Source organism: Acetobacter fallax (assembly GCF_011516735.1).
In the GTDB taxonomy this organism is placed as follows: Bacteria; Pseudomonadota; Alphaproteobacteria; order Acetobacterales; family Acetobacteraceae; genus Acetobacter; species Acetobacter fallax.
Map to the genome: position 1 here is coordinate 31,266 of NZ_WOSX01000012.1, position 14,387 is coordinate 45,652.

The 14,387-nt window shown below is 57.1% G+C and carries 9 protein-coding genes; 5 read left to right on the plus strand and 4 right to left on the minus strand.

Features of this window, described 5'->3' with window-relative positions; translation table 11 throughout:
• Nucleotides 1-6 precede the first annotated feature (6 nt).
• Both GOB85_RS08195 and GOB85_RS08200 read left to right on the plus strand, forming a co-directional pair.
• Entirely contained in the window at nucleotides 7-696 is a 690-nt protein-coding gene (locus tag GOB85_RS08195) for a phosphorylase family protein (protein ID WP_173577088.1), read from the plus strand.
• A 280-nt stretch (nucleotides 697-976) separates the two neighbouring features.
• On the plus strand, nucleotides 977-3,493 hold the full coding sequence (locus GOB85_RS08200) for a glycosyltransferase family 2 protein (protein WP_173577087.1): 2,517 nt from the start codon (nucleotides 977-979) through the stop codon (nucleotides 3,491-3,493).
• Nucleotides 3,494-3,536: 43 nt separating this feature from the next.
• On the opposite strand, the gene GOB85_RS08205 is transcribed toward GOB85_RS08200, so the two are convergent.
• Complete coding sequence (locus tag GOB85_RS08205) at nucleotides 3,537-4,199, minus strand: fused DSP-PTPase phosphatase/NAD kinase-like protein (protein ID WP_173577086.1); 663 nt, start codon at nucleotides 4,197-4,199, stop codon at nucleotides 3,537-3,539.
• Between the two features lie 500 nt (nucleotides 4,200-4,699).
• On the opposite strand from GOB85_RS08205, the gene GOB85_RS08210 reads away from it, so the two are divergent.
• From GOB85_RS08210 to GOB85_RS08220, 3 genes are all read left to right on the plus strand, one after another.
• The gene (locus GOB85_RS08210) at nucleotides 4,700-7,204 is read left to right on the plus strand and encodes a TonB-dependent receptor domain-containing protein (RefSeq protein WP_408737057.1); all 2,505 of its coding nucleotides are present in this window, start codon (nucleotides 4,700-4,702) and stop codon (nucleotides 7,202-7,204) included.
• Between the two features lie 63 nt (nucleotides 7,205-7,267).
• Complete coding sequence (locus GOB85_RS08215; RefSeq protein ID WP_173577085.1) at nucleotides 7,268-9,172, plus strand: CocE/NonD family hydrolase; 1,905 nt, start codon at nucleotides 7,268-7,270, stop codon at nucleotides 9,170-9,172.
• A gap of 507 nt (nucleotides 9,173-9,679) precedes the next feature.
• The gene (locus GOB85_RS08220) at nucleotides 9,680-10,801 is read left to right on the plus strand and encodes an acyltransferase family protein (protein WP_173577084.1); all 1,122 of its coding nucleotides are present in this window, start codon (nucleotides 9,680-9,682) and stop codon (nucleotides 10,799-10,801) included.
• A gap of 296 nt (nucleotides 10,802-11,097) precedes the next feature.
• On the opposite strand, the gene GOB85_RS08225 is transcribed toward GOB85_RS08220, so the two are convergent.
• From GOB85_RS08225 to GOB85_RS08235, 3 genes are all read right to left on the minus strand, one after another.
• The gene (locus GOB85_RS08225; RefSeq protein ID WP_173577083.1) at nucleotides 11,098-11,439 is read right to left on the minus strand and encodes a tRNA-binding protein; all 342 of its coding nucleotides are present in this window, start codon (nucleotides 11,437-11,439) and stop codon (nucleotides 11,098-11,100) included.
• 202 nt (nucleotides 11,440-11,641) lie between these two features.
• Nucleotides 11,642-13,582: an NAD(P)-binding protein gene (locus GOB85_RS08230; RefSeq protein ID WP_173577082.1), complete on the minus strand. Its 1,941-nt coding sequence runs from the start codon at nucleotides 13,580-13,582 to the stop codon at nucleotides 11,642-11,644.
• Nucleotides 13,583-13,641: 59 nt separating this feature from the next.
• Nucleotides 13,642-14,166, minus strand: a complete 525-nt coding sequence (locus GOB85_RS08235) for a hypothetical protein (protein WP_173577081.1) — start codon at nucleotides 14,164-14,166, stop codon at nucleotides 13,642-13,644.
• Nucleotides 14,167-14,387 lie beyond the last annotated feature (221 nt).

Below are 14,387 nucleotides of genomic sequence, written 5' to 3' on the forward strand. Positions count from 1 at the left end.
CTGACAATGACCAGCCGTGAACAGCAGGATATCGGTTTTCTCGTCGGTCTCAGAGCCGAGGCGGACCTGCTCCGCCAGTTCTGGCCCGGAGCGCCGGTTGCGATCAGCGGGGCAACCAGCAAAGGCGCCGAACGCGGGGCCGGGCGCCTCGTGGCCTGCGGGGTGAAAAACCTGGTGTCATTCGGCCTCGCCGCCGGTCTGGACCCGGCCCTGGCACCGGGGGCCATCGTCATTCCGGATGTCGTCATGGTGGACCAGACGTTGTTCGCCTGCGATCCGGCCCTGCGTCGCCGCCTCGGGGCCTCACCGGGTAACGTAACCGCCGGAGCACTCCTCCACAGCGATTCCGTTGTTCTGGAAGCCGACAGAAAACAGGCCCTGGCTCATGAAACCGGTTGCTGTGCGCTGGATATGGAAAGCGGCTTCGTCGCGCAGGCCGCCCGAAAAAATGGCCGCTCCTTCGCCGTCCTGCGTGTCATATGCGATCCCGCTTCCCGCAGCCTGCCACCGGCAGCCGGTATCGCCTTATCGCCCGACGGAGGCGTGAAAACCGGCCCGCTGCTGCGCTCGCTGCTGCACGCGCCGGGTCAGGTCGGCAGCCTCATCAGCCTGGGGCTTGATGCGTTTAAAGCGCGGCGCGCCATGCATCGTTTTCTGGATGTTTACTGTTCAGGCCTATCATCGGACCCGGCCTGACTGACGTAATGGCCGGTGAGCGGTCTTCAGATATTTTGTTATCTGCTGTCCCCGTTGTGCCGGTTGAAAGCAGAAGCCGGAGTCGATTGGTGTCATTAAATATTTTCTGAATGATGTGAAGCGGGCAAATTCGTTCATGGTCTGCCCTGGAATATTATGATGAAAACCTGTTTCCGGTCTTTATCTTTGCGGTGAAAATTCATGCGCCGCGGGCTGAGGTAAAAATTATTCAGTGCGATCCGTATTTTTATATGGGGCTGATTCGACAATGAGGATTTGAATGAGCACTTTAAAGCAAAACACACGGCGTCTCGCCCGGTTTACAGGCTACTTCGACAGTCTCGAAGGGGTGCAGATGACAGGATGGGCCTGCGATCTTGCAGCCCCCCGCGAGCCTGTAAAACTGCATGTGCTGGTTGACGGGCAGGAAGTCGGTATCGCTGTTTGTGAACAGCCCCGTCCGGACGTTCAGGCCACTCTCGGCATCATGACGTCAAAACTGGGTTTTGCCTTTGAGCTTCCGAATTCTGTTGTTGACGGAAAAGAGCACAGACTTGGTCTGCGTTTTCCTGATCGTTCCGTCGTGCCTTCACTGGCGCAGCATGACGGGGCAGTTCACGAAGAAGATATGTCCGTCGTCCTGAAACCCCGTTATGTATACGAGTCATTTTTCGATGGCTTTAAAAACGGGGCACTGAATGGCTGGGTCCAGAGGGTAAACCCGGTCAGCGGTGAGAGAACCGGTCATCGCGAAATATCGATTTTTATTGACGGTGTGCCGTTTTCCCGGATTCATGCGAAACGGTTTCGTGGCGATGTCATGAAAGCCGTGGGCGGGGATCCGAATTGCGGTTTCTGCGTCCCGCTTCCTCAGTCGCTCCGCAGCAGTGGCGTGCACAACATTCGCGTCGTTATCACTGAAGCTGATATCGACGTTCATGGCAGTCCGGTTACGACCGCGCTTGTCGGGCATCAGCTGGAAGGACAGCTCCGCAATCTGGGTGATACAGTCGAGCATCTGTATCGGGAAATTATATCTCTGCGCGGCAGGATCGCAGATCTTCTGCCTGGCCGGAAATATGACATCGATAATTACGATAGCTGGGCCAGACTATACTTTCCGAAGTTACGGGCACGGGTCGCTGAATTCAGACATGAAAGCGGAGAGCCATCCCCGGATCAGCAACCGCTGGTCAGCGTGATCTGTCCCACATACAAACCGGATATCACAGATTTCATGGCCGCCGTTGATTCGGTCGTCGCCCAGACATGGACCAACTGGGAACTCATCGTGGTCGACGACGGCGGAAAATCGCTTGAAGTCGCCGCACGTCTGGCGGAATACAGCCGTAAAGACCCACGCATCACTCTCATCAGACTCAAAAAAAACGCGGGCATTTCAGGAGCGACAAACGCCGGTATCAAAGCGGCGAAGGGCGACTGGATTCTGTTCTTCGACCATGATGATCTTCTGGTCGACGTGGCTATTGAGGCGATGCTGCAGGCCGCACAGGGCACAGATGCAGAGGTGATCTATTCTGACGAAGATAAGATCGATGCCACCGGATACCTGCAGGAACCTCATTTTAAGCCGGATTTTGATTACCGTTACCTGCTTGGCTGCAATTACATCTGCCATCTCACCATGGTTCGGGCTGAAGCGGTAAGGCTTGTCGGAGATCTGCGTGCGCAGTACGACGGCGCTCAGGACCATGATTTCCTGCTGCGTCTGACGGAAGTCGTGCCACGCGAACGTTTTCTGCATGTCCCGGAAATTCTTTATCACTGGCGTAAAACAGACAATTCGACAGCGACAACACTGGCCAATAAAGAATACGCCACCAATGCCGGCGTGCAATGTGTTGCCGATCACCTGAAGCGTGTCGGGCATAAAGCGACCGTCAGCGCGATTAACGGGGTCACATTGTATAATGTTGTGTGGTCGCTCCAGAGCTCTCCGCGCGTTTCCATTATTATTCCTTTCAAAGACCAGGTCGAAACAACAAAGGAGTGCGTAACGCGCCTCCTTGAACGCACGAAATACGAGTCATTCGACATTGTTCTTGTCGATAACTGGTCGAATGAAGAGAAGACTCTCGAATTCTGCCGTGAAATCAGTCGTGACGATCGCGTGCGTGTTCTTTCTGTTAAAGAACAGTTTAACTATTCACGTCTGAATAATCTGGCAACGATCGAAAATAGCGCTGAATTCTTCGTCTTTATGAATAATGATCTGTTCGTCGAGGATGAAAACTGGCTTGCGATCGCCGTGGCAGAGGCACTTTCAGCCGATGATATCGGTGCCGTAGGCGGAAAGTTCGTTTATCCCAGCGGCAGAGTGCAGCATGCGGGTGTTGTCGTTCACCCGGATACCGTTGCAACCCACGTTCACCATGGCCTGTCCGCTGATGAATACGGTTATATGGGACGAGCGCTTGTCAGTCATGAAGTAACGGCCGTAACAGCTGCGGCCGTGCTGGTGCGGGCAGATGCTTTCCGGGAAGTCGGTGGGTTCGACGAGGTCAATCTCAAGGTCGCATATAACGATGTTGATCTCTGTCTGAAGCTGCGGGAAGCAGGCTGGCGTATTATTCAGTGTAACAATTTCAAGGCTGTCCATTACGAGAGCTTTTCGCGAGGCGGGGATGAGAGCCCGGAGAAGAAAGTCCGTCTGTTTGAAGAGTCTCAGCATATGCACACCCGATGGGCGGACTCACGGTTCTATCAGCAAGACCCGGCCTATTCGCGCTACTTCGCAATTGATCAGAATTACTACGATCTTGCTGAACCGGACTGAAATCCCTGCGGGAAGGCGCGGCGCCGTCCGCCGTCTTCCCGCTTCACTCCCGACGTAACACCTGGTCGTTCACAAAAGATGCCAACTTCCCTGCTACAAAATCCTGCTTCAGCGCCACTTCGTCATAATGATGCTCCACCCACTCCAGAAACGGGATGCGCCCCTCTGCCTCACTCCGGTAGCGCATGAAAAACGCATCCAGAACGCCCGTCCGCGAGTGATTGAAATGCCCATACTGCCAGGAGAGTTGCGCCAGCGCCTCATCTGCCGTGCCGCCTTCAAACAGCACCACCAGCCCTGACGCCAGCCCCGCCCGATCTGCCCCGGACTTGCAATGCATCAGCATCGGAAACGCAATCGACCGATACAGCGAGGCAAACCGCAAAATCCGGTCCCGATGCGGTGCTCCGCGGCTCTCAAACGCCATGTCCACATGCGCCAGCCCCACGCGTTTCGCCGCCTCCCGCGACAATGCATCCGACCCGCACTTCCGATGCCCGCGTAAATTCACCAGTGTCTTCAGCCCAAGCCGCCGGGCTGCCCAGGCCAGCCGCCGCGGCGTCGGATGATTGCAGCGATAAACCTTGCCAGGCACGACCGTGTGGAAATTCGTCCAGACCAGCCGAAAAATCGCGTGATCCACAAACAGACTGTCCACCCAGGCCCGCCTGCGGCCCCTCGCTGTCGCGAGACTTCCCTGAAACACCCGCAAACTCCCAAAACAAGAAAGGGCGGCCGATGTGTCCCATCCGCCGCCCGCTACGTCAATCGTCGCCCGTCTGACAATTCTGCCTTCGCATTCGAAACCATTGTTACAACCTTTTGAGGGCGTTCAGAAACATACCGCTGAGCCGCTCATACCAGAGGGTCTGGCCTTTGGCCTGATAAGAGACTGGCCGGTGCAGGACTGGCAGGGCTCTGCCCGGATATTCTCATCTGCAGGTCAATCTTCACAACCTCTGGTCTCAGCCGAAACTGAATGACGCACTCCATAACCGCCAGTTAACCTCAGGTTATGGAGTGCGTGGTGTTCTTTCATTGACAGAAGGCTTGTGACTTCTGATTATTACGTTTACGCATTGATTGCAGTGGCATTAATAAGGGCCGGGATCCGGTCGGGAGAAGCAGAGGCTCTGTTGGGTCTGCAGAGAACCACTCAACGCTCATTCCGGAAATGCGACTGCCAGATTTTACAAGACAGAGGTAATGATGACCCATTCGCCGTCTCAGGCACGATATTTCTTTAACAGATCCCGGCTTTTTTTCTGCACAGCAATCACCGGCTGTGCGCTGATCGCTGCCTCTGCTCATGCAGAAGAGACGTTAAAAACATCCCATTTCTCCCGGAAGACCGCCGCGAAAGCCAGCAGTAAGCCTCGCGCCACAGCACCGGCAGCACGCAGGACATCTCTGACAAGCAGCGACATGGAAGCCGTCACTGTCAGCTCGCATCGCGTCCGCAGCCACGGTGCTCAGGTCGCCATCACGCGTAAGACAATGGACCAGTTCGTCGAAGGCACCAACCCGATGCAGATCCTGGCGCAAACCACGCCAGGCGCAAACTTCGCCTCGACCGACGCATTCGGCCTCGATACTTATGCCAATACATTTTATCTTCGCGGCTTCAACCAGACACAGCTCGGTGCGACCCTGGACGGCATGCCTCTGGGCACGCAGGGCTTCCTCAACACGAACGGTGTGTCCATCACCCAGGCTGTCATCCAGGATGACCTCGCCGGTATGACCGTGTCCCAGGGCGCGGGCGCCCTCGATACCTTCTCCGCCCAGGCCCTCGGCGGCGCCATGTCCTACGTGTCTTCCGATCCGAAAGATAAGGCCGGTGGCAAGGTCAGCCAGACCTTCGGAAGCTACAATGCCTTCAGAACCTATGCCCGCGTGGACAGCGGAATCCTGAACCCGACAGGCACGAAATTCTACGCATCATTTGCCCGTACAGACACTAATCTCTGGAAAGGTCAGGGCTACCAGAGTGAAATTCAGGCAGATGCTAAAGTGGTGCAGCCTGTGGGCGACCACGGTAAAATCACAGCCTTCTTCGGCTACGGAAACTTCACTCAGGGCAACTACCTGAGCCTGACTAAAAATATGTGGGAGAAGATGGGACGTGATACGACCTATCTGAAACCCGATTATGAAAAAGCCAAACTCTGGGCCTATTACGCCCAGTATACCGATCAGGTTCCGGCAGGTTACCAGGGAACCCTGTCCAACGATGAGATCGGCGATTACGCCTGGGATGCCTCACAGCTCCAGCGCAGCTATGTGTCGTCCGTCACAGGACATTTTGATCTGTTGAAAAACGTCACCTCTGACACAATTGCGTTCAGTAACGTCATGAGCGCCCGTTACGGCGGGACCAATAACTTCGTGACCTCGCCGAGTTACGGAACGGTCTCGCTCAACCCGGACGGCACTGTCTCCGGCGTCCCGATGGCCCTGTCGATGGCCTCTTCCAATACACGCCGTATGGGTTTCACCCAGAAATTCGGGATCGACGCACCACACAACAACCATATCGAGACCGGCCTGTGGTACGAGAATAACCGCTACATCTACGATTCCAGGCTTTACGAAGATTACCCGAACGATGCCCATAACTGGCTTTCGGATTTCAAACAGTCCCAGGCCCATAACTGGTACGCCGATTCTTTCAACACAAACACCTTCCAGTTCTTTCTACAGGATCGCTGGACCATCATGCCCGGTATGACATTGCTGGGCGGCTTCAAGTCGCTGACCCAGACAACACATGGCGGAACGAAAGCCGATTACACAGACGAACTGATCGCAGAAGGCTGGAATGCTTATTACCGCCATGCCGCCAACGGCACACTGACAGCCTCCGCCGCCTTCCTGCCTCACTTCGAATTCGATTATCATTTCCTGAAACACCATGAATTTTACTGGGATATCGCAGAAAATATGCGTGCCTATGACTACTCATCGCAGGCCTCCAGCGGACAGGCCTGGGGCGGTCTCGGTAAGGATGTCGCAGGGCAGACAGCGCAGGACGTGTTCAATGCCAGTAAATCCAAACTTCGCCCGGAACGGACATGGAACTATGTAGTGGGATACCGCTATGATTCCCAAATATTCTCCGGCAGTGTGGATTTCTATCACACCGATTATTACAATCGTCTCGCCGCCATCACCGAAGGGTCGACCAGCAACGCCTACAGCGCTTTCATGAATGTCGGTCGCGAAAGTATGAACGGCGCGGACGTGCAGGGTACAATCCGTCCGGTGGAAGGGCTGGAAATCACAAACAGCTTCAGCTGGAACGATGCCGAATATCTGAGTCACTCAATCAACTACAGCGGAGCGAGCTATGATATTCACGGAAAACATCAGGTCTACTACCCGAAGTTTATGTACAAGGCGAACCTGAACTACACCTGGCGTCGCGCCATGTTCAACTTCAACGTCAACTATATCGGTTCGCGTCCGATGACGTATATGAACGACGAGAAGATTCCGGCCTACTGGCTGGCCAGCACGACCCTTTCCTATAATTTCGGAAAAGTCGGATTCGCCCAGAACATCCACACCTCGTTTGGTGTCACCAACCTGTTCAACAAGAACTATATCAGCGGCGTCTATGGTGCTGCGTCCGTAAACGGTGACGACAACGCCAACCTGTTCGTCGGGGCTCCGCGCGAGTATTACGGCACAGTCTCAGCCGAATTCTGAGTCCGCCTGATCGGCCGGGTCATCGTGCCTGGCCACAGCTCCGTCCGTTTTCAGAGAGTGATAATGAAAAAACTTCTGCTTCTGTCAGCTTGTCTCGCCACGTTTTCCAGTCAGGCCCTCGCGCAGAACACTCCCGCCGGCAGCATCGATCCCGACATGCCCGAACACTTTCAGGTACAGAACGCCAGTTTCGGCTATGTCCGTAAAGACGTCATGATCCCCATGCGGGACGGCGCGAAACTGCACACCGTCATCCTCATCCCCAAAGGCGCGCACAACGCCCCGATCCTGATGACGCGCACACCCTACAGCGCCGACCGTATGACGTCTTATGCTTCCAGCGGCGACATGAGTTCCGTGCTGGAAGGTTATGACAGCATGACCGACGTCATCGCCGACGGCGGCTATATCCGCGTCATCCAGGACGTCCGCGGAAAATATAAGTCAGAAGGCCGTTACGTCATGAACCGGCCGATGCGCGGTCCCCTGAACAGCACCCAGGTCGACCACGCCACCGACACCTGGGACACCATCGAATGGCTGGTCCACAACACACCTGAAAGCAACGGCAAAGTCGGCATCCTCGGCATCTCGTACGACGGTTTCACCGCCGTCACCGCCCTGTTCCATCCGCACCCGGCTCTCAAAGTCTCCGTGCCGATGAACCCCATGATCGACGGCTGGATGGGCGACGACTGGTTCCATAACGGAGCCTTCCGTGAGGAAAACCTGCCCTACATCTACACCCAGGACGCCACACCCAAAAATGACGAAAAATGGTGGAGCAATCAGTACGACGCCTACGATCTCTATCTGAACGCTGTCTCCGCCGGGGCTCTCGGTAAATCGCGCGGCATGGATCAGATCGGCTTCTTCCGCCAGATCACCACACATCCGGCTTACGATTCCTGGTGGCAGAATCAGGCGATGGACAAACTTCTCGCCAGAGAAGGCCTGAAAGTCCCGACCCTGCTCGTGCACAGCCTGTGGGATCAGGAAGATATCTATGGCGACATCGCAACATACTACACACTGGAAAAACAGCCTGCCTCAGCAGCGAACCTTTACATCGCCATGGGTCCCTGGAATCATGGCGGCGAAAGGGTGGAAGCCAGTGTGCTCGGCGACATAAAATTCCGGTCCGATACCGGTTATTACTTCCGTAAAAAGATCCTTGCGCCATTCCTCGCGCACTATCTGAAAGACAGCACCGTGCCGCTCCCGGCCCGGGTCAGCGCGTTCCGCACCGGCGAAAACATCTGGGAAACAGCCAGTAAACTTCCCGCCCAGGACTGCGCCTCCGGCTGCAAAACCCTGCATCTCGAACCGGGTCACGGCCTCGGCTTCAGCGCGCCAGGCCCAGACGCCGGAACAGCGCAGTATGTCTCCGATCCGGATCACCCGGTCCCCTACATCCCCCGCCCGGTCCTGACAAAAGGCGTAAAAAGCTCGCCATGGGGCTACTGGCTGGTCACAGACCAGCGCGATGTCGCCTCACGCCCCGATGTGCTGACCTTCACGTCAGAAACCCTGGCGAAACCCCTCACAATCCAGGGACAGCCCCAGGTCCACCTCACAGCCTCCACAACCGGCACCGATGCCGACTTCGTGGTCAAGCTGATCGATGTCTACCCCGATCAGGTCTCCAGCCAGCCGGAAATGGGGGGCTACCAGCTCATGGTCAGCGCGGATATCCTGCGCGGTCGCTACCGCAAGAGCTTTGAGCACCCCGAAGCCATCCCGGCCAACACGCCTCAGCTCTACAAAATGGCCCTGCCATTCTCGAACCATACCTTCCTGCCAGGCCATAAAATCATGGTCCAGGTCCAGTCAAGCTGGTTCCCGCTCTATGACCGCAACCCGCAAACCTACGTCGACAATATCTTTTTCGCCCCCAGGGAAGCCTATAAATCCGCCACCATGTCCGTGGATGTCAGCAACAGCTGGATCGACCTGCATACAAAGTAAACTTGCAATACCACCGGGGCCGCAAAGCCCCGGTAACGCCGGAAAGTCAGCACAGATCACTTCCGGTTCGCCCGGATGCCATCCTGACGGAAACGGCAAATACCCGGCCTGCGCTCATAAATCAGAACGCGTTATTACTTTCCACAGGGTCTGTCGTTGTGATGTGCAGGTAATTTCTCAGGCTTTGCTCTGAAACCCGTCAGAGGTGGCGGACCTTTGGAAAAACTCTGTTGTCGTTACGTGTTGATCTGTGATTTTTCAAAGCGTTGTCAGAATCCGGGCTCTGCCCGAACCCGGCAGGGACCGCAGGCCCCTGCACCCCGATTGATTAATAATAAAATGGTTTCCAAAGGTCTGCGACCTTTGGTGGGTCCAGGGCAAAGCCCTGAGAAGGTGCAACGCCGGACGAAAACAGAACCTTTCCACGCCCGGCAGGGCAGGGGACTCCGCTCTTGCTTCCCCTCACCCTTCCGTTAAAGCTCACCCCCGGACAAACAGGGGGATCAGATGACGCCATCGCGAGCCACTTTCAACGCCTCGCGGCAGGGCGCCACGCCTTACCGCTTCGAAGCCTTTCAGGCCGTCCGCGGTCTCGCTTCCCTCACTGTCGTCATCCGCCACGTCCTCGCCTGCTATCCGCTCCCCGGACACGGCCTCACCGTCGCGGTCTTCTTCCTCTTTAACTCTCCCGCCGCTGTCACCCTCTTTTTCGTCCTCAGCGGCTTCGTCCTCACCTACTCCCTCGACAACCGCCCCTTCGAACCCCGCACCATCCCCGCCTTCTGGGTCCGCCGCGTCTTCCGCATCCTCCCCGCCCTGATGGTCGCCACCCTCCTCAGCGCCCTCTACACCCGTCTGCCCGTCTCCGCCTGGCCCATCGCCACCAGTGATCCGTTCATGGCCGGCATCCTCCCCCACAACATGCCCCTCCCGGCATCAACGCTGCTGAAATGCCTCCTGTCCCTTTCCAGCGTGCTCGTCCCCCAGGGCTGGACCGTCATGGTCGAGCTCATCGCCGCCCTGTTCATCCCTTTCATCTGGCTATGCAGCCGCAAGGATGGCCGCTTCTTCCTCCCCATAGCCCTCGCAACCCTGGCACTCTCCGCCTTCGCTCCCGCCGGCGGAAAAGGTCTGCCCCTGCTTTACAGTTTCAGCTTCATCGCCGGCATCACTGCCTGCCGCGCCTGGCAAACCAGCACCATCCGCCTCACCGGAGGCGGTATCGTCCTGGCCGCCATCGGCCTCTCCCTGCCCACAACACTCCTTACCTCCCCCGAAACTCTGGGCGAATTCTTCAACTCTCCAAAACTCGTGATCCCCGAAAGCATTTGCGCGGCTTTTCTGATCTTCGGTCTCGCCAGACCTTCAAAAATCACCGCCGCCCTCACGGCCCGTCCACTTCTCTGGCTAGGCGATATCTCCTTCAGCCTCTACCTCGTCCACTTCCTCATCATCGCTCTCGCCGGACGCATCCTCTCGCCTCTGCTTCCCAACGTCTCTGTCTATACCAGGGAAGGTCTCGTTCTCGCGCTGACCCTCCTGATCGCTCTTCCGCTCAGTCATCTGCTCTTTCAATGGGTTGAACGGCCCCTGAACCGGCTCGGTCATCGTCTGTCGAAGCGGGGGTGATGGCATCAACCTCTCATATCAGCGGGGTTGAGCTTTGATCCGTATAGATTGTCAGGGTCTCAGCCCTGAAACCCGGCAAAGGGCAAAGACCTTTGGAAAGGTGCTGTTGGTGTTAAGTTCTGATCAGTGATTTTTCAAAAAGCTGGCGGAATCCGGGCTCTGCCCGGACCCGGCAGGGACCGGAGGCCCCTGCACCCCGACTGATTAATAATAAAATGGTTTCCAAAGGTCCGGGACCTTTGGCGGGTTCCAGGCCAAAGCCCTGAGAAGATGCCAGCACACACCGCCGGACAGACTCAGAACAGCCGGCTTCCGTTCGGCACCACCTTGTCCGGCTTCACCAGCACGACACGCCCTTCAGCATCAGGGAAACCAAGCGTCAGAACCTCCGACATGAACGGACCAATCCGCCGGGATCCAAGATTGACAACGCACGCAACCTGGCATCCCGTCAGATCCGCCTGAGTATACAAATCCGTTATCTGTGCACTGGATTTTTTAACGCCGATCTCAGGACCGAGATCAATCTCCAGCTTCCACGCCGGCTTGCGTGCCTCGGGGAAAGCCTCAACGCGCAGGATTGTGCCAACCCGCACATCCACCGCAAGAAACGTGTCAAAAGGAATCTGTTCCGACATAAACTCCACCTGTTTCAGGTTCAGTCACAAGAAATAAAATACGTGCCCTCTTCGGAAGAAAGAGTCAGGTACCACATAGTAACACCAGAGGTGATGGCTTTTGATGTGTGCGGCTGGCAAGGTTCTGCCCGAACCCGGCAGGGACCACAGGTCCACAGCCTCTGGTAACCTTTCCTCCCGTTCAGCGAAACAGACCACGCCCTCACACCGTTTCGTAATAGCCATAGACACGGGGCTGAAGATCCCGCACCGCCCGGCATCCCTCATCAATCGCCGTCTGTGCGATCCCGACCCCCGAAGAATCCGAATTCGCAATCGCAATCCGCCCGAATTTCTGCTTCGCAATAATCGTCGGCGACACATCGTCCGGACCCGTCCGATCAAACAGCACATTCCGCCCCGTCGCAAACCCATGCGGCCAGCGATTGACCGTTATCGCCAGAATATCACGCGCCGGATCAAAACCGCCTCCCGCAAGCGCCCCCGCCGCCTGCTTCCTCACCGCCCGTTCAAATTGCGAGAAGGGAGCCTGCAACAGGCCCGCCCGGATCGCCCGGAACTGATCGTCCATCGGTGTGCCGGGAGAAGGCATTGCGCCATGCAACAACTCACTCATCATCGTCGGATTGGCCGCAATCCCGGAATTCGCAGCCGTCGCAAACGACACGACCACCGGCTGCGACGGATCGTCCACCCCCGGTACCGAGCCGGCAGCAGGGTGTAACTCAGGCAGTATTCTGCCATAGAACGCATTCGGACAGATCATGCCGCCGGTCTTCAGTTTCGCAAAGGCCTCCCAGTTCCGAAACAGCACATTCGTCGCCTGGTTACAGGCCCGCACCGCCATATGCAGGGCTGTCGCCTGAGCGCCCGGTATGTCTGGGCAGATATAAGGGATCATGTTGTTCATCCCCGCCATCACGACATTCTGCGCCCTGACTGAGCAGCATTTCCCTCCATGCATATAGGAAACCACGACTTCACGGCCGTCCGGCTCGAACTGATGTGGTTTCGGCCCCACATGCCGCGCATTCACAACAATACTGCTGAGCCGGATACGCGTCGGAGACCCTGTCCTGTCGAGCGTCCCATAATTGACCCGCGACCCCTCCACACTCTCCCAGGATCCGGCAGTCAGTGCTTCGGGAATCAGCGAGCGGACAATCAGCCGCGCGATGTCTGAATTGCCAGCCGGAAGAACCACATCTTCAGCCTCTTCTTCCGGACTTTCAGGAGAGCCCCGCGGTACGGACAGACCAAGCCCCGCAAAACCTGGCTTGCCACGGAAAAAAGCAAGCCAGGCACTGGCGATGTCATTTCCAAGGCACCAGACCCCCTGCGTGAAGGGCAGAATCTCCGGAGAAAATTTCGCAACATCCAGCAGGTAGGTCCGGTAGCTGATGGATCTGAGCCGCGCGATTTTCTCATCCGCCGTCAGGCCGGCCAGATAATCGGTCGTTCCGTGAGCCAGCCGGAAAATCTCTGATTGCAGCGAAGCGGGAAGGGGAGTCCGCGCGAGAAACTCATGTGTCGGCTTCATCAGATCGCCGTCCCGAACCAGCATATCCCGGCCATAGACTGCCTCATTGAAGAAAACTCCGGGACGAAGACCAGCCGCCTTCGCCGCGCCGCCGCTCCTCTGTTTTCCTCCGCGCCAGTCTATCCCAAGAGCATCAATCAGCCCGATCGCATCGCGCGTCCAGCTCCGGGGCGCCACCATATAGGCCGAGCCGCCTGTCGCTACCAGCTTGCGACCGTTAAAGACAAACTCGTTGCGTTTCGCATGGCCGCCAAAATCATCGTGATTGTCGAGGATCAGAATCCGCGCCGATGGCCCGGCCGCCTGCCGATAATACCACGCTGCGGAAAGCCCGCTCAGACCCGCTCCAACCACGACGAGGTCGTAAGTCTCGCCCGTGCTGACCGCTACCGGCTGAGTTGCCCCGTCCCGCAGGGCATGAGCCGCCTCAAACGCCCCCGGATGCATCCCGCGCATCCCGGTACGCAGCGGCGGATAATTACCGGAAACATCCCGCTCCGGAGAAGAAGTTTCCTGAGCCCATGCCCCTGGTGCCATCGCCAGGGCCGCGCCCCCCGCGGCAATGCCCTGGATGAAATCGCGCCGCTTTATCGATCGCCCCATGCCAAGGTCGCGATCCTCTCCGCTCAGCACAGAGTGCCTGCGGTCTGAAGCCCCGCCGCTCAATGGATCAGATCCCACGGATGATAGACTGCAACACTGGTTTTTCCACCCGCCTGGTAAGTAAAAGTCAGCGTCTTCCCGTCCGGCGCAATCACGAGGCGCCCGGTCTCAAACACCACTCCGTTCTTCATCGCAACGAGATCCATCGTGTGATCGTCTGCCTTCACAAGCCGCACCATCGCAAACGGTGTCGCGCCGTAAGGCCGCATATATTCAGGCCGGAAACTGCCGTCGAAGGCAGATGTCCAGTTGCCGGACGTCAGAGTGCCGTTCGCTGTCATCGTCAGATAATCGACAAGAAGCATACCCTGCTCCGTATAGTCGAAAATGCGATACTGCATGCGTGGCGCTTTCCCTTCCGGAAAGCGTGACTCCCCTGCCGAGAGCTTCCACGCTCCGATCAGCGAGGGAGGAATCTGTTCCCGTGCATCCAGGCGCATCGCCGGAGCATCGGCCACTGCGGCCTGAGCAGAAACAGCGAAAGAACAGGTAAGAACAAATATCGTAATACAGACAGATCGCACAGGCCAAACTCCCGGATAACGGATGTAACACCTGAAAACGGACCACGAAAAACCAGACCGGCGGACAGACAGTTCAGAGATCAGACCGGAAGGTCTGGCAGTCTGGCCTGTGTGAGACTGGCAGGCTCCGCCCTGGAAACCGGCAAAGACTCGCCTTTGCAAACCAGCTTATAAAAACAGGTCGGGGTTCAGGTTGCTGTTCCCCGCCGGGACCGGGCATC